Here is a 16,825-nt window from a genome sequence, read left to right as displayed (position 1 = left end):
TCTTTCTAAACAACATGGGACACCCGTTTGTCCCTGATCATTTGCACCTTAATATTTTTTTGAGCGAAGATGAGAGCGAGTTTCCGTTCTTTCTCTGAAAGCGCGGCATTCGTTTCTTTCGCCAAAAACACCGTCATGTCAGCACGGCCGGGCTCAGCCTGTTTGAGAAGGTCTTCTGTAAGACTGCCCGTCACGACGGCAATGGAAGCTTTGCGGACGCGCGGATCCGCCAGCTCTTTTCCTAAACGCCCGCCTGCATCAGCTTCTTCCGATTCTGAAGCTGATGCCAGGTAACGCAGCATCTTTCTGAAATGCCGGTCTCCCTCCCGGACGGGAAATACGGTCCGGTCGCTCCCCAATGAAATAAATCCTGCGGGAGAGCCCTTCACAAGCGCCGTGTAAAGCAGGGATGCCGAAGCTGATACCGCGGCTTCAAACGATGGGGACGGCCTGCAGTCCAAAAGGAGAATCATATTCACACTCTGCAGCGGGTCAAATTCCTTCGTCATCAGCTCATTTCGCCGCGCCGATGTTTTCCAGTCAAGTGCGGAAAACCGGTCGCCCGGCTGATAATTTCTGACGCTCGCAGCCATTGCTGAGCGGTGTACCTGAAACGGAGCGCCGGCAGCCGTACCCTCTTCTCCGGATGCGGCCTGCGGCTTATAGTGAACAGACCCGTACGCCGGGAAAACCAGAAACGTATCCGTTACGGAAAACGACGCCGTCTTGTCCAAAAGCCCGAGAACATCTCCCGTCCGCACTCTTATCGTATGTAAATGATGCTCTCCGCGCGGCACCTGCGGCAGCTCATATTGTAACGTCAGCTTCCTTTGAAACCACGGAAACACGAGCTGTTTCGCACTGCGCCTCTCGCCAAGCGTTTCCGGCATCACATCTTCAATGACCATATATGTCAGCGGAAACGGCAGGCGCCTCGTCAGCCTGATGGTGACAGACAGCCTGTCGCCTGAGGTTAACTGGGCGGAGGACACGTCACGCGCCACCTGAAACGCCCGCAGCGGGTACACAGCGACCAGCCCGGCGTAAACGGTAAACGGCAAAAACGCATAAAATAAAAACCAGCTCACAAATCCGCCCTGAAACATGGCATAAGAAAAGACAGCCGCCGTCAGTACGGCCAACATAAGCAGCTTCCAGCCATATAGAAGCCAATGCATCTTCTTTCTCATTAGCGGACCGACATCCTTTGAACGGGCACTTTTTCCGTTTGCATGATGTCTTCTATAACCGCTTCCTGGGTCACATCGTTAAATTTCGCCTCGGCGGTCAAGATCATTCTGTGCGGCAGCGTATACGGAGCCAAATACTGGACGTCATCAGGAATGACGTAATCGCGGTCATGAAGCAGCGCGTACGCCTGCGCGGCTTTCATTAATGAGATTGAACCGCGCGGACTTACGCCCAGATGTACGGACGGATGCCGGCGGGTATGCTGAGTAATGCCGACGATATACGCTTTAATTCCATCATCCACCCGCACCTGCTCCAATTTTTGCTGAAGGCTGATAAACTGTTCTTTAGAAATGACGGGCTCGATTGTTTCAAGCGGATTGCGCCCTTCCTGCAAAGACAGAACTTGAAGCTCTTCCTCGGCAGTCGGATAGCCCATGCGCAGCTTAAATAAAAACCGGTCAAGCTGAGCTTCGGGAAGCGGATACGTTCCTTCATATTCAACCGGGTTTTGTGTGGCCATGACGAAAAACGGCTCAGCCAGCCGCATTGTCTTTCCGTCAATCGTGACATTCCCTTCCTCCATTGCCTCAAGCAGGGAAGACTGCGTTTTCGGAGAGGTTCTGTTAATTTCATCAGCCAGCACGATATTCCCCATGATCGGTCCCGGGCGGTATTCAAATTCCATCGTTTTCGTATTATAAATAGAGACACCCGTCACATCTGACGGCAGAAGATCCGGCGTGAACTGAATCCTCTTAAAGTCAGCTCCGATCAGCTTGGCCAAAGCGCGGACCATCATCGTTTTTCCGACTCCCGGCACGTCTTCCAGCAGCACATGCCCTTTTGCGAGAATGGCGGCCAGACTGAGTATGGCGATATCCCGTTTTCCTATGATGATGTTTTCAATATGCTCAACGGCTTTCTCCAGCAGCGGATGCAGCTCTTCTTTATAAGCCATTCTTCTCCTCCTAGTCATCTCTCAAATTTCAATTATCGTAACCTAACTTTACCACAAAATATAAACAGTATAAAAAAACGTTTCCAGCGAATTGTTTCCAGTCTGAAAAAGGAAAAAGCTCCCTTTAGAAAGGAAGCTTTATTTCAGCTGGAGAGGCTCCATATGAATGTGTGAATGGTCAATGGCATGTTCATCTTTCATCTTGCGTTCTACCTCATTTGCGATCTCATGACTCTCTCTAATGTTCAGATCTGACGGCACTTCAATGACGACATCAATATGAACGGAGCTGCCCAGATATCTCGCTTTAATATCTTTTAAACGGCTGACGCCCCCAATCTGTTCAATCGTCTTTTTATAATCAGAAATATGTTTGACATCAAAACCGTCAGTCAGCGAATGAGAGGATTCCTTAAAAATATCCCACGCGGTTTTGCAGATGATCAACCCGATGATAAACGCGGTAACCGTATCCACCCAAGCCAAATGGAACTGTGAAGCAAAAATTCCGATAAACGTGCCGATACTGACGAGCGCATCTGATTTATTATCAGCGGCCGCAGCTGAAAGGGCCTGGCTGTTTACCTTTTTGGCAAGCCCTTTCGTATAGCGGCAGACCATCAGCATCACGACGGCGCTCCCCGCGGCCGTCCAGGCGGCTATCATATCCGGTGTTTCCTCTTTAACGGAAAAAATAGATTGTGCGGCGCTGAACAGCACTTGCATTCCGACAAGCATCATAATAATGGAAGCGATGAGTGACGCGACGGTCTCGGCCCGAAAATGGCCGTAAGGATGATCTTCGTCAGGAGGTTTCTGAGAGATGCGCAAACCGATGAAAACAGCCGCAGATGCCGCGATATCAGTCGCATTATTTAAACCGTCGGCCTGAAGCGCTTCTGAGTGAAACAAATAACCGATCACAAGCTTCACAGCCGACAATGCCGCATATGCGCCTATACTGACAATCGCTCCGGTTTCGCCTTTTTTCAATTCATGATATCTCTCCACTGAAAATCCTCCTTCCCGTTCAATTTTTCCTTCATTATCATACAAAGCGAGGACACAGTGGGTCTATAGAAACATGATTCACTTTCCACAGAAAAATAGTAAGCATAGAACATTTATGCGCTCAGGAAACTTATTTTTATTCACGAAAAACCTCTCATCCCAATCGTATCAAGGATTCTCGCCAACCCATGTTCATGGAATTATTTTCAAACCCATTAAAACACAAAAATAACAGAAAATTATTTCTTTTCCTTCCGGCACCTTCTGCTGTACGGTCGAGAAAAAATGTCATATTTTCTTACATCATTTTCAACTGCCTGTGGCATTTATGATAGAATAATACTTGTCGGAATATTCAGCATAAACAAACCAAAAGGAGGCAAAGAATGAATCAGCCTAACTCTTTATCAAAGGGATTAAAAACCCGGCATATGACTATGATTTCAATTGCCGGCGTGATCGGCGCCGGATTATTTGTCGGAAGCGGATCCGTCATTCATTCCACCGGACCCGGAGCGATTGTCTCATACGCATTAGCAGGACTATTAGTGATTTTTATTATGAGAATGCTGGGGGAAATGTCCTCCGTCAACCCGACAAGCGGTTCGTTTTCACAGTACGCGCATGACGCCATCGGTCCTTGGGCCGGTTTTACGATCGGATGGCTGTATTGGTTTTTCTGGGTCATCGTCATTGCCATTGAAGCCATTGCAGGCGCCGGAATCATACAGTACTGGTTCCCGGGCATTCCGTTATGGCTGACGAGTCTGCTTCTGACCGTGCTGTTAACACTGACGAATATTTATTCAGTTAAATCGTTCGGCGAATTTGAATACTGGCTTTCCTTAGTGAAGGTAGCGACGATCGTTGTCTTCTTAATCGCGGGATTTGCGTTCATTTTCGGAATCGTCCCCGGCAGCAAACCGGTCGGGCTGGAAAATCTGGCGGGCAGCGGCGGATTTTTCCCTAAAGGTCCAAGTTCCGTTCTGCTCGGCATCGTCGTTGTCATTTTTTCTTTCATGGGATCTGAAATCGTCGCAATCGCAGCGGGAGAAACGTCAAATCCGGTCGAATCCGTCACAAAGGCGACCCGCTCAGTCGTTTGGCGGATCATTATTTTTTACGTCGGTTCCATTGCGGTTGTGGTCACACTGCTGCCGTGGGATTCAGCCAATATTTTGGAAAGCCCCTTCGTTGCCGTTTTGAGCCATATCGGGGTTCCCGCAGCCGCTCAAATCATGAATTTCATCGTCCTGACAGCCGTTCTGTCCTGCCTGAACTCCGGGCTTTATACGACGTCACGGATGCTGTATTCACTGGCAGAGCGAAATGAAGCGCCGCGGCGTTTTATGAAACTGAGTAAAAGAGGCGTACCGGTTCAAGCCATTATCGCCGGCACCTTTTTCTCCTATATTGCCGTTGTTATGAACTACTTTTCTCCCGACTCCGTATTTTTGTTCCTGGTCAATTCATCAGGGGCGATCGCACTGCTCGTCTATCTCGTCATCGCCGTCTCGCATCTGAGAATGAGAAAGAAAATCGAACGGACAAACCCTGAATCTCTTAAAATCAAAATGTGGTTTTATCCGTACTTAACCTACCTGACGATCATCGCCATTTGCGCCATCTTGTTATCTATGCTGTTTATCAGTTCAATGCGGTCTGAATTTCTGCTGACAGGATTTATTACTCTGCTGGTACTTGCCTCATATGTATTCCGCAAAAAACAAAAACCGAAAGAGAGCGCTTCCGAAAGCCGGATTGCGCAATAACCGCAAACACCCCCCTCAAAAAAGGGCGGGTGTTTTTTTAACCAACCTGTTCCAGGCAGCATTAACTGTAGTACAGGATTTCAATAAATGATAAGGACAGGATGAAAAATGGCACTAGAAAAATTTGCAGATGAACTGCCGATTATCGAAACACTCCAGCCGCAGAAGAAATCAGACGGCAGCACGTATTATGAAGTCACCATGAAGGAATGCTTTCACAAGCTGCACCGCGATCTCCCGCCGACCCGGCTGTGGGGGTATAACGGTTTATTTCCCGGCCCGACGATCGACGTGAACCAAGATGAGAACGTCTATATTAAATGGATGAATGACCTTCCGGATAAGCATTTTCTGCCAGTGGATCATACCATTCACCATTCAGAAAGCGGCCATCAGGAACCCGATGTCAAAACCGTCGTCCATTTACACGGAGGAGCAACGCCGCCGGACAGCGACGGCTACCCGGAAGCATGGTTCACAAAGGATTTTAAGGAAACGGGTCCTTATTTTGAGAGAGAGGTATACCATTATCCAAACAAACAGCGCGGGGCTCTGTTATGGTATCACGATCACGCCATGGCGATTACGAGGCTCAATGTGTACGCCGGGCTTGCCGGGATGTATATCATTCGCGAGCGAAAAGAAAAGCAGCTGAAGCTTCCCTCCGGAGAGTATGACGTACCGCTTATGATTTTGGACCGCACATTAAATGACGACGGTTCCTTGTCTTATCCGAGCGGACCTGCTAACCCTTCCGAAACGCTGCCCGACCCTTCCATCGTCCCGTTTTTTTGCGGAAATACCATTCTCGTCAATGGTAAAGCGTGGCCGTATATGGAAGTTGAACCTCGGACATATCGTTTCCGCATCCTTAATGCCTCCAATACGAGAACATTTTCTCTCTCGCTCAATAACGGCGGGAAGTTTATCCAAATCGGTTCTGACGGCGGACTGCTTCCCCGCTCTGTCAAAACACAATCTATCAGCTTAGCCCCGGCAGAGCGGTATGATGTGCTCATCGATTTCTCCGCCTTTGACGGAGAACATATCATTTTAACGAACGGCACCGGCTGCGGGGGCGACGCCGATCCGGATACAGACGCCAATGTGATGCAATTCCGCGTCACAAAACCGCTGAAGGGAGCAGACACAAGCCGGAAGCCTAAATATCTTTCAACAATGCCTAATGTGACATCAAAGAGAATACACAATATCAGGACGCTTAAACTCACAAATACGCAAGACAAATACGGCCGGCCCGTTTTGACGCTGAATAACAAGCGATGGCATGATCCTGTGACAGAAGCGCCGAAGCTCGGCACAACGGAAATCTGGTCGATTATCAATCCGATGGGGGGAACACATCCGATACACCTGCACCTTGTTTCCTTCCAAATCCTTGACCGGCGCCCTTTTGACTTAGAGCGTTATAACAAATTCGGCGACATTGTGTATACAGGCCCCGCCGTCCCGCCTCCTCCAAGTGAGAAAGGCTGGAAAGATACCGTGCAGGCGCACTCGGGAGAGGTCATCAGAATCGCGGCGACCTTCGCTCCTTACAGCGGACGCTACGTATGGCACTGTCATATTTTAGAACATGAAGATTACGACATGATGAGACCGATGGACGTCACGGATAAGCAGTAAACAAATATCACCCCTTTTAGAGAAGGGGCTTTTTTATTTATCCAAAAAGAAAAAATAAGAAGACACTTATTTGCATATACTGTAATAACAGGAAGACGATGCACCCTCATTGGAAATCTGGATAGAAAAAGGAATTAGGAGATTAGGGAAAAGTATGAGACAATGAAGGAGTGCACGAAAATTCATAAGGGAAGAAGTGACTTTATGTCTTACTACAACAAACGTAATCAGGAACCGCTGCCTAAAGAAGATGTCAGTACGTGGGAATGCACAAAAGAGGACTGTATCGGCTGGAGCAGAAAGAATTTTGCCGGCAGTGATACCCCGACTTGCCCCCTTTGCGGCAGTAAAATGATCGACGGCGTCCGTTCGTTGGTAAATCTCCAAAACAATAACCAAACGGCATCAAGTTAGACCTCCCTTTTACGAGTCTCAACATAGAGAAGGCCTCCATGTCTCATGAGAGGCCTTTGCGTTATCATGTCCTTTTATGATGCAAAGGAGCATTGAACATGAAAAACGATCGGCAGCAGAAAGATCTGAAGGAAATGGCAAAACGGCGGAAAATGAACCTTGCCGCACAGTCATTCATCGAAACGCTTCATTTTGCCGTTCCGATTCTCCGTTTTTTCAAATGGCTCGCCTCAGCCGCAGCCAGCTTTGTTCATTAAAAAACACCCAGCGGGCGCTGAGTGTTTTTTTCATGATTGGATGACGGAAAAACTGTTGATAATGCCGTTGTCATTTTCCCAGACTTTTTCGCATTTTTTCGTATCCAAATGATAAGCATAAATGGTCCGGACCTTCGCATTCCGCCCCGTTTCATCCTTCAGACGCTTAGCGCCTTTTGCTTCCGCCATGAAATAAATGATGCTGCCGTCTTTAGAAAACTGAGGCTGGGCATCAATCAGCGGAGCGAAGTCCTTCCCGTTTGAGATAATCGTTTCATCTTTTTTCGTTTTGACATTCATCAGACGGATGGACGCTTTTTGTTCCGTCCCTTTTTGTGTATAAGATGTAAAGACAAGGTTCTTTCCGTCCGGTGACACCGCCACGTCGCTGATAAACTGTTCAAGGTTTGTCAGATCCTGAAGGTGTTCGCCCGCTCCTGCTGCAAACCGGATATTCGTCGGTTCAGGGTCAATCCCCTTCTCATTTGCCTCATCCGTTTTTTGATAATCCTCTTTTACAGAATAATGCAGAAGCGCAAAATCGTTTTGGCTGCGGTTATAAAAGAAGCTGCTCACACTGTCGTCTTTCTCATCGGCGGCGGGATACAGATTTTCATAACGTTTCGTTTTCAAATCAAAAGATGCGAGACGGAAAATATCTTCATCCGCTTTTCCGAGACGGAAATAAATGTGCGTCAGATCCTTTGATAAAAACAGACTGTCAGCGCTTGCCGTTCCTTTATAAAGCACCGTCTTCTGTTTCGTCTTCAGATCAAGCTTATAGAGACGCATCTCATTTTGGTCATTATTCCCGACAAAATAGAGCACCTGATGGGCGTCATCCAGCGCAAACGCCGGATATGCCGAAAGCTTTTCCTCGTACAGCACGCGGCCGTCCTCGTAATATTTCGTCATCAGATCTTTGTCTGTAATGGAAACAAGCAGCTTGTCATGGCCGCCGGAGACAACGGCTTTCCCGCCGCCGTCGCTTTTTCCTTTAATCAGTAAAACGGACGCGATGACCGCCGCCGCCAAAACGGCAGCCAGCAACATCCAGATCCATCGTTTCTTCTTCATTATCAATCTCTCCGTCAATCAGAAAAAGCAAGAATCAGTGTCCTTGCTTTTTAAGATGGTCTATTTTAATAGCTGTAGTGTCCGGATACTCTTCCTTTGCTTAATGGATATCCGAGCGCTTTGAACGCTTTCGGGCTGACATCCAATACGGCATTCGGCAGACGGCCTACATCATTTTTGTATACGGTGATAACCTTTTTCGGTTTTGCTTTCGCATAAGCTCTGATTTTCGTTCCGTTTCTCGGAACGTCAAATCCTAATTTTGTCGCGCAATCCCAGTGCCCCAGTTTTTTACCGGAAGATCCTTTTTTACCGACTCCATTATACCATGTAATATTTCCGTTCACTTTTTTAGCACTTGCATCAGAAGAGTAACTGATCGCTCCCAGCGTGCTTCCTGCTAAAATCAATAAGGCTAAGAATAACTTCTTCAAGCTTTCGTCCTCCTGATTCTTTATTCTAGGCAAAATTATACACCAAGAAGACGATTATAATATTTCAATCACTTTACATGTTCATTACAACGTGATGAGACATGCACATAACGACGGCACAATTTCCCGTTCTATATAATTCCATGGTAAATTATACTACAAAATTTAATTCATTAGCGTTATAATATTCATAGAGTATTTCTGCATTCAATATGGACTTTTTATAAGGCCTATTGATAGTTGCATAATATGATATATTTTGAGAAATCAGGCTTTAGGAAGCAGGCACTTTATTCCTTTTAACCGTGGTTCATATTGATCATGTACCTATACTCGTTTCAATCAGACTAGGAGTGATAATCAATGAAAGCGGCAAGATGGCACAATCAAAAAGACATTCGAATCGAAAACATTGATGAACCTAAAGCAGAACCGGGTAAAGTCAAAATTAAAGTCAAATGGTGCGGGATTTGCGGAAGCGACCTTCATGAATATTTGGGAGGCCCGATCTTTATTCCGGTCGGCAAACCTCATCCGTTAACAAACGAAATGGCGCCCGTCACGATGGGTCACGAATTCTCAGGAGAAGTCGTTGAAGTGGGCGAAGGCGTCAAAAATTACAGCGTCGGCGACCGTGTCGTCGTGGAACCGATTTTTGCCACACACGGACATCAGGGAGCCTATAACCTTGATGAACAAATGGGATTCTTAGGCTTAGCTGGAGGCGGCGGCGGATTTTCTGAATATGTATCCGTTGACGAAGAATTGCTGTTTAAGCTTCCTGAAGAGCTTTCTTACGAACAGGGCGCGCTTGTTGAGCCGTCAGCGGTAGCGCTTTACGCCGTCCGCCAAAGCAAATTAAAAGCGGGCGACAAGGCGGCGGTTTTTGGCTGCGGACCGATCGGGTTGCTTGTGATTGAAGCCCTGAAAGCGGCCGGCGCCACAGATATTTACGCGGTTGAACTTTCACCGGAACGTCAGGAAAAAGCGAAAGAACTCGGCGCTATCATCATTGATCCGTCAAAAACGGACGATGTCGTTGAAGAAATCGCTAAACGCACAAACGGCGGCGTTGATGTTTCTTATGAAGTAACAGGCGTTCCTGTCGTTCTCCGCCAGGCGATCCAGTCAACAAACATTGCCGGTGAAACGGTTATCGTCAGCATCTGGGAAAAAGGAGCGGAAATTCATCCGAACGATATCGTCATCAAAGAACGGACCGTAAAAGGCATTATCGGATACCGCGACATCTTCCCTTCCGTTCTTGCATTGATGAAAGAGGGCTACTTCTCAGCAGATAAGCTCGTCACGAAAAAAATCGTGCTCGACGATCTGATTGAAGAAGGCTTCGGCGCTTTAATCAAAGAGAAAAACCAAGTGAAAATCTTAGTCAAACCGAACTAAACCGTTCAGCTGAATATCAGACACATCCGAAAAAGAGCCGTTCCGGCTCTTTTTTTCATCTCATCGTCTTTCCTTCCTTTTCCTTTTAAAAATGATCCCCTCTGCGCAAACTATTTTTTACCCTGTCCCGTCTATCCTTAGGCAACAGCCTATGATACGTATTTTAAAAAAAGGAGCCCTTTGAAGCAATGAAGAACGAAACAGCCAAAGCGTCGCTTGTGACGTGCATAACTGAGCGCAAGGAAGACTTTTACCGGCTGGCGTACAGTTACGTAAAGAACAAGGATGACGCGTTAGATATTGTTCAAGAATCAATTCAAAAAGCGCTGACATCGGTCGAATCCGTCAAAAACCCCGATGTGATCAAAAGCTGGTTTTATAAAATTTTAGTGCGCACGGCCATTGATTTTCTCCGCAAACAGAAAAAACTGAAAGTGATGGATGATGAAACGATCGAGTTTTTAAGCCGAGGAAAGGAAGATCACTACAAGGACACAGACCTTCACGAAGCGCTTGATGACCTGCCGCATCAATATAAAACCATTATCATTCTGCGTTTCTTTGAAGACCTGAAATTAGAAGAAATCGCGGACATCACGGGGGAAAACATCAACACCGTCAAAACACGCCTTTACAGGGGGCTGAAGCTCATGCGCATTCAGCTGACGAAGGAGGATCTTTCTTAATGGAAAAGAGATTAGAACAATTAAGAGAAGAGTATAAAAGTGTGCCCATTCCTAAGGAACTGGACAGCATTGTCGAAAAAGCCCTTCAGCAGAAACCGAAGAAAAAACGAATCGTGATGTGGCCGACATCCGCGGCAGTCGCTGCGGCCGTCTTATTTACCGCCGTTGTCAATATCAACCCGGATGCCGCACAAGCCATGTCTAAAATCCCCGTCATCGGCAAAGTCGTCCAAGCCATCACATTCACGGAGATGAAGGAAGAAAAGAACCAATCAAGCATTGATGTGAAAACGCCTGCTCTGTCCGGCCTTTCCGATCATAAACTCGAAGACAGCATCAACCGGCATTATATGAAAGAAAGCAAAGAGCTGTATCAGGAATTTATGAAGGCGACCTCAAAAAGCAAAAAAGGCCACCTCAGTATTTACAGCGATTATGAAACCGTTACTGACACAGCGGATTTGATCTCAATCCGCCGTGATATCGAAAAAACGCAAGCTTCCTCTTATACGCAAAGCCGTTACATCACGATTGATAAAAAGAATGAGGCCGTGCTTACGTTAAAGAGCTTATTTAAAGATGACCGTTATATTAAAGTCATCAGCGAAAATATTAAAGAACAAATGAAAAAACAGATGAAAGAAGATCCGAATAAAATATACTGGGTCGAAGATAATGATATGTCGGAGCCTTTTAAAGCCATCCGCGCCGACCAGAATTTTTATATTACAGATAAGCACAAACTTGTCATCTCATTTGATGAATACGAAGCGGCACCCGGATATATGGGCGTTACAGAGTTTACAATACCGACCTCCGTCATCTCCAAGCTGCTTGTCGGAGACCGCTACATCAGATAAAGAAAGAAAAAAATCCATGATATCCGCAGATCATGGATTTTTTCTTTCGTCCCGCAACAGCCAAGATGCACAAGGGACCCTTTTCATATATCAGACGCCGGACGGGGGCTGAAAAGTTTAAGAAAATCACAGCATTTCATTCATTTTTTCTGAAACAAAATCCCCTTCCGAATGCGTCTAATTAACGGAACAAATGGAAGACTGTACAGAAATCTGCCATAGCCATCCGCAAAACAGCGAGAATTTCCGCACACATTATTGGAGGAATACCATGTCAGACAAGTCACTGCATCACCGCTATATTCCCGGACTGGATGGACTTCGCGCCTTTGCCGTCCTCGCAGTTATCGCATATCATCTGAATTTTAACTGGGCCGACGGCGGTTTCATTGGTGTTGATATCTTTTTTGTTTTATCGGGGTATTTAATTACATCTATTATATTGCCTGCCCAAGGCAATGCCATCACCCTTGATTTGCGTGATTTTTGGGTGCGCCGGATCAGGCGGCTTCTGCCGGCGGCTTATCTCATGATTATCACGACGGTCATTTGGGTCGTATTGTTTAACAGCGAGCTCCTGCATACCGTACGCGGGGATGCGGTCTCCTCACTTTTTTACATAAGCAATTGGTGGTTTATCTTTCATCAGCTTTCTTATTTCGACAGCTTCGGCTCCCCTTCGCCATTAAAAAACCTTTGGTCGCTGGCGATTGAAGAACAGTTTTATATCATATGGCCCTTCCTGCTGCTTGCGGGAATGTACATATGTAAAACACGGGCCCGGCTTGCGGCCGCGGTCATGTTCCTCGCGTTATGTTCGGCAGTCGTAATGAGTATGATGTATGTGCCCGGCGGAGATCCGAGCCGCGTTTATTACGGGACGGATACCCGCTCATTTGAATTGCTGATCGGCTGCGCTTTAGCTTTAGTGTGGCCGATGAAACGATTATCTTCCAAACGGCTGCCGAGCAGCATGAAACACCTGCTTCACGGGACGGAGCTTGCCGCTTTTGCCGCGCTGCTGCTTTGCGTCTTTTACACGGATGAATATGAACCCTTCCTGTACAAGGGCGGCATGCTTTTGATCAGCATCACCGCAGCGGTTCTTGTCGCATGTTTATGCCATCCGAGCAGCTTTTTGGGACATGTTCTTTCATGGAAGCCGCTTCGCTGGATCGGAACGAGATCATACGGAATCTATCTTTGGCATTACCCGGTTATCGTACTGAGCACACCCGTGCAGGAAATCGGAAATCCGGTTTATTGGCACTGCGCCGTCAGAATCGGCGCCACTTTCATTCTTGCCGAGCTATCTTACCATTTCATTGAACAGCCGATCCGCACTGCGGGCTTCCGGCCATTTTTACGCCGCGTGTTTCTGAACCGCTTTTTGGAATGGAAGACGTCCTCTGTCATCAGCAGAATGTCGCTCGGCCTTATTCTTGCCGCCATTCTCGTATTTGCGGGCGGGCTGTCAGGAATAGCCGAAGAGAAAAAACAGCCGCAATGGACGTACGCGCAAAATGATCAGCAAGAAACCGCCGCCTCTTCGCACAAGACGGCCGATCACGATCAACCGGCAAAAGAAGATGACAGCAAGAAAAAACACAGCGGCGAAAAAACAGACACCGCGTCAGACAAAAACAAGAAAGAACCAACAGACAAATCAAATACAAAGAAAAACGAAGAGAAAAAGGAACGGTCATCTCAAAAAACGGCTGATCCAAAACAAACACAGCCTCAGCAAGACGTGCTGGCTATCGGTGACTCGGTGATGCTGGACATTGCGTCATACCTGCGGCAGTCCCTCCCTCATGTCACCATCGACGGAAAGGTAGGAAGACAAGTCTCTCAAGCACTCCAGCTCACTTCGGAATATGCGTCATTTAATCAGCCGAACAAAGCGGTCATCATCGAGTTAGGGACGAACGGCTATTTCACAAACAGCCAAATTGAATCACTGATCAGCTCCTTTTCAAAAGCCGATATCTATCTTGTCAACACGCGTGTGCCGCGGCAGTGGGAAAGCAAAGTAAACGAATCATTGCGCCGGCAGGCCGAGTTTCGCAAAAATGTGACGCTTGTCGATTGGCACGCAAAAGCATTGCAGCACCCTGAATACTTCACACCGGACGGCGTCCATCTCATACCTGAGGGGTCTAAAGCGCTGACATCCCTCATCGTTCAAACAATGAAATCATGACAAAAAAAAGAGGCCCCAAAAAGGCCTCTTTTTCGTATATCGTCAGGCAAGCTTCTGTCCGCAATTCGGGCAAAAATTCGCGCCTTCCGTTTTCGTTCCGCAGTTCGGACAAAATTTCGGCTTAGCCGCTCCTTCCGAGCCGTTCGCCGGTGCCGTCCCCTGATTCTGCTGACTTTGATCTTGCTGCGGCTGGTTCTGCTGATTTTGGTTCATTTGGTTCATCATTTGATTTGCCGCATTCATTCCCATCATCATGCCCGCCATGTCTGAGGCGGCGCCGCTTCCGTTCATTTTGCCGGATGACATTCCGTCCGTCATGGAAATCTGCTGATAGCGGTTCACATCGCCCACCATGCCGTAAGAAGCGTTTTTCGTAATCATATCCTGAACTTCCTGCGGATAGTTAAAGCTCATAATATTGAAGCCCGTAATCGACATGCCGTCTCCGATCAGCTGCATATCAAGATCTTCTTGAATCCCTTTTCCGATTTCAAAGGAATTCGACTGCAGATTGAACATGTCTTTTCCTTCTCTGGTGATCCATTTCATCAAAAGCTGATCGAGAATAGACGTAATCCGGATTTTAATGTCCTCCACTAAATAGCTGTCTTTGACACCCGCAATCTTATCAATCAATCCGATGTAGTCAATGACCTTGAAGTTAAATGTGCCGTTTGCGCGGATCGGCATACCGCCCGGCATACCTGCCGCCGGAATGTTGATAGCGTTTTTTGTGCCCCACTTCACGGTGAACTCCTTCGTATTCACAAACAGCACTTCAGCCCGCATGCCGCTGTTAAAGCCAAACTTAAACCCTTTTAGTGTAGATAGAAACGGAATGATTTCTGATTCGATATCATAATCGCCGTCATCACGGAAAATCCCTTCAATCTTCCCGTTGTATAAAAAGATGGCATCCTGTCCCGGCCGGATGATCAGACGGCTGCCTTTTTTAATTTCACGGTTGTTCCATTTATAGAAAACCATGTCATCTCTGAATTCTTCCCATTCCACCACATTTGCTAACTGATTTCTGAAAAAACCCATGTATGCTCAAATCCTTTACATATAATTTAAAAACTTCCCTTGCTTCCGCTGTAACTCGTGCCGCCCCTCGTGACTCCGCCGTCATTGTCATTATCTTTATCAGGCTTTTTTTCTCTTGTAACGTCGGTTCGGATATATGTGTCGTGCTGGCTCAGCACTTCAGACGTATCGTGATTCATATACGTGCTGCCGGTGACGGTGACCTTGCCGCCGGAATTGTACACCATCACGGTGACGGCGATTCCGGCCGCGGCTGCGGCAATAATGAGCTGAAACCACCATGTGAGCAGCAGATTGTCAGACTTGTCGTCCGGGCTTTTCCCCATATCTTTATAAGCCATCTTGATGTAGGTCTGAAACGCCTTTTCATAATGGCCTGCGGAAATATCTGACGAGATCGTATTTCTGATCGTATTCAGCCGGCTGTTATTCAAATACGTCTCCGCCTTTTTATATCCGGAGATAAATACTTCCCGATTTTTCATATCAATGGTCAAAATCGCCGTGCTTCCGCTAAAATGACTGTCATAAAAATCACCGGCGTACTGCTCGATGTCCTTACCGCCCGTTCCGTTTGCGGTAAGAATGATAAAATCGGTATGGCGCTTTGCCCCGAGCTTCCCGGCCAATTCCTCAAGTTTCTTCGTTTCATCCTTCGTTAATAAATGAGCATTGTCATAAACATATTGCTTCTGTTCCGCGGCAGACGCCGATGTATGTAAAGAAAAAGACATCATCAGAAAAAGGACGAAACAGAAGAGACACGCTTTTTTTATCGATACTTTCATCAAAAACCGCCTCCTATCATAAGTGAGACGAGTCTTAATGCTAAAAACGCACCGGCGGTTATGCCGCCGAACCACGCGGCCACTTTTCCGGCACTGATCGGCGGTTTGCCGACAACCTTGCCCGTCTGCCCGTTCATCGCAAAAATGTGCTCAGCCCGCTCATAGTCGTAGCTGACCATCCAGACCGGAAGCAGTACGTAAAAGCTGCTGATTTTATCGGTCTGAATCTGCTCATCCGTAATGTCAGCCGTCGTATATCCGGAGAAGGTGGATCTGATATAAGAATCAATATAATGGCTGATTTTATCCTTCGCCCGCGGAAAGAGATCGTCATCGGTATAATTGTACTTTTCCGCAATATATCCCGCTAAATAGGCCGTATTAAACTCCTTCAGCTCACTGTATGAGTAAGGCTCCAATTTGTCCATTAATTCATCATTCATTTTTTCTGAAGCGTCGACCGGAATTTTGAGATAATCAAGATTGATATCGCGGTACGCGTTGTAATATTCGGTCTCCGTCACCCGGTATTCTCCATCTTCATAGTGATGCACTCTCGTACAAACGGCATTGACCTGAACCTTGCTGTTTAAATCAAACATCCAAAACGGCACGTACATGCCCGTTATGCTCTTCACCCGATCGGCAGTCATAAACCCTTTCGGTGTCAGACGGCCGTTTCGGCACCACTTTTTAAAAGCGCTCATGGCTTCTTCTTTACTGATCGTAAAAGGAATCACCATCGAAGGCGCGAGATTTCCCGATAATCGGTCGGCGAGAACGGCGGCTCCTCCGCAAAACCCGCACGTCGTGGCCGTCGTTTCCGCCTCAGTCATTAATACCGCGCCGCAATTTTCACACCGGTACTCGTTCGCCTCATTTTCGGAAAATCTCGTCGTAATATACTCCTTTGGCAGGCTTTCAATCTGATCCTGCCGCCCGCAGCTGTGACATGTCAGCATGCCGGATGAACTGTCAAAGACCATATCATCGCCGCAGTTCGGGCATTTATAAGAAATGATCATTCTGTTTCTCTCACTTTCTCTTTATATCGGACAAAGCTGCAGCCCGCT

Annotated in this window: 16 protein-coding genes; 8 read left to right on the top strand and 8 right to left on the bottom strand. The window is 47.1% G+C overall.

The window, feature by feature from the left end:
- Nucleotides 1–5 precede the first annotated feature (5 nt).
- The 3 genes from AC3WTF_RS16690 to AC3WTF_RS16680 all read right to left on the bottom strand — a co-directional run bounded on the left by AC3WTF_RS16690 (nt 6) and on the right by AC3WTF_RS16680 (nt 3,163).
- Nucleotides 6–1,190, bottom strand: coding sequence for a DUF58 domain-containing protein (locus AC3WTF_RS16690; RefSeq protein WP_032867601.1), 1,185 nt, complete (start codon nt 1,188–1,190; stop codon nt 6–8).
- Nucleotides 1,190–2,152: an AAA family ATPase gene (locus tag AC3WTF_RS16685; protein WP_047935401.1), complete on the bottom strand. Its 963-nt coding sequence runs from the start codon at nt 2,150–2,152 to the stop codon at nt 1,190–1,192. Before AC3WTF_RS16685 ends, AC3WTF_RS16690 begins: the two co-directional genes overlap by 1 nt.
- Nucleotides 2,153–2,290: 138 nt before the next feature.
- Nucleotides 2,291–3,163, bottom strand: coding sequence for a cation diffusion facilitator family transporter (locus tag AC3WTF_RS16680; protein WP_047935399.1), 873 nt, complete (start codon nt 3,161–3,163; stop codon nt 2,291–2,293).
- 386 nt (nt 3,164–3,549) lie between these two features.
- On the opposite strand from AC3WTF_RS16680, the gene gabP reads away from it, so the two are divergent.
- From gabP to AC3WTF_RS16660, 4 genes are all read left to right on the top strand, one after another.
- Nucleotides 3,550–4,935 (top strand): GABA permease, encoded by a 1,386-nt coding sequence (gene gabP, locus AC3WTF_RS16675; RefSeq protein ID WP_007408881.1) that lies wholly within the window; start codon nt 3,550–3,552, stop codon nt 4,933–4,935.
- A 108-nt stretch (nt 4,936–5,043) separates the two neighbouring features.
- Nucleotides 5,044–6,582, top strand: coding sequence for an outer spore coat copper-dependent laccase CotA (gene cotA / locus AC3WTF_RS16670; protein ID WP_015416957.1), 1,539 nt, complete (start codon nt 5,044–5,046; stop codon nt 6,580–6,582).
- Between the two features lie 204 nt (nt 6,583–6,786).
- Nucleotides 6,787–6,996, top strand: coding sequence for a cold-shock protein (locus tag AC3WTF_RS16665; RefSeq protein WP_007408879.1), 210 nt, complete (start codon nt 6,787–6,789; stop codon nt 6,994–6,996).
- 98 nt (nt 6,997–7,094) lie between these two features.
- Nucleotides 7,095–7,253, top strand: coding sequence for a hypothetical protein (locus tag AC3WTF_RS16660; protein ID WP_003155794.1), 159 nt, complete (start codon nt 7,095–7,097; stop codon nt 7,251–7,253).
- Between the two features lie 30 nt (nt 7,254–7,283).
- Here AC3WTF_RS16660 and AC3WTF_RS16655 read toward each other — a convergent pair whose 3' ends face one another.
- Nucleotides 7,284–8,330 (bottom strand): TolB family protein, encoded by a 1,047-nt coding sequence (locus AC3WTF_RS16655; RefSeq protein ID WP_020955436.1) that lies wholly within the window; start codon nt 8,328–8,330, stop codon nt 7,284–7,286.
- Nucleotides 8,331–8,395: 65 nt separating this feature from the next.
- Complete coding sequence (gene walM / locus AC3WTF_RS16650) at nt 8,396–8,764, bottom strand: cell wall metabolism protein WalM (RefSeq protein ID WP_007408877.1); 369 nt, start codon at nt 8,762–8,764, stop codon at nt 8,396–8,398.
- 363 nt (nt 8,765–9,127) lie between these two features.
- On the opposite strand from walM, the gene AC3WTF_RS16645 reads away from it, so the two are divergent.
- The 4 genes from AC3WTF_RS16645 (at nt 9,128) to AC3WTF_RS16630 (ending at nt 13,917) form a co-directional block, all read left to right on the top strand.
- A complete protein-coding gene (locus AC3WTF_RS16645; protein ID WP_007408876.1) occupies nt 9,128–10,168 on the top strand; it encodes a 2,3-butanediol dehydrogenase in 1,041 nt (346 codons plus the stop codon).
- A 188-nt stretch (nt 10,169–10,356) separates the two neighbouring features.
- Nucleotides 10,357–10,854, top strand: a complete 498-nt coding sequence (gene sigV / locus AC3WTF_RS16640; protein ID WP_003155802.1) for an RNA polymerase sigma factor SigV — start codon at nt 10,357–10,359, stop codon at nt 10,852–10,854.
- The gene (rsiV, locus tag AC3WTF_RS16635) at nt 10,854–11,714 is read left to right on the top strand and encodes an anti-sigma-V factor RsiV (protein ID WP_015416955.1); all 861 of its coding nucleotides are present in this window, start codon (nt 10,854–10,856) and stop codon (nt 11,712–11,714) included. Before sigV ends, rsiV begins: the two co-directional genes overlap by 1 nt.
- Before the next feature lie 271 nt (nt 11,715–11,985).
- Nucleotides 11,986–13,917, top strand: coding sequence for an acyltransferase family protein (locus AC3WTF_RS16630; protein WP_492314313.1), 1,932 nt, complete (start codon nt 11,986–11,988; stop codon nt 13,915–13,917).
- Between the two features lie 42 nt (nt 13,918–13,959).
- On the opposite strand, the gene AC3WTF_RS16625 is transcribed toward AC3WTF_RS16630, so the two are convergent.
- Genes AC3WTF_RS16625 through AC3WTF_RS16615 form a run of 3 tightly spaced genes read right to left on the bottom strand, consistent with a single transcriptional unit; the run spans nt 13,960 to nt 16,777 of the window.
- Nucleotides 13,960–14,964, bottom strand: coding sequence for an SPFH domain-containing protein (locus AC3WTF_RS16625; RefSeq protein ID WP_015239303.1), 1,005 nt, complete (start codon nt 14,962–14,964; stop codon nt 13,960–13,962).
- A 26-nt stretch (nt 14,965–14,990) separates the two neighbouring features.
- Nucleotides 14,991–15,752, bottom strand: coding sequence for a TPM domain-containing protein (locus AC3WTF_RS16620; RefSeq protein ID WP_136803735.1), 762 nt, complete (start codon nt 15,750–15,752; stop codon nt 14,991–14,993).
- Nucleotides 15,752–16,777 carry a TFIIB-type zinc ribbon-containing protein gene (locus tag AC3WTF_RS16615; protein WP_007408871.1) on the bottom strand — a complete coding sequence of 342 codons (1,026 nt, stop codon included), beginning with the start codon at nt 16,775–16,777 and terminating at the stop codon, nt 15,752–15,754. The genes AC3WTF_RS16620 and AC3WTF_RS16615 overlap by 1 nt, the downstream gene beginning before the upstream one ends.
- Nucleotides 16,778–16,825: the final 48 nt, after the last annotated feature.

Source organism: Bacillus sp. EB106-06-01-XG163, assembly GCF_058791615.1.
This window is presented reverse-complemented; position numbering and strand designations above follow the sequence as displayed.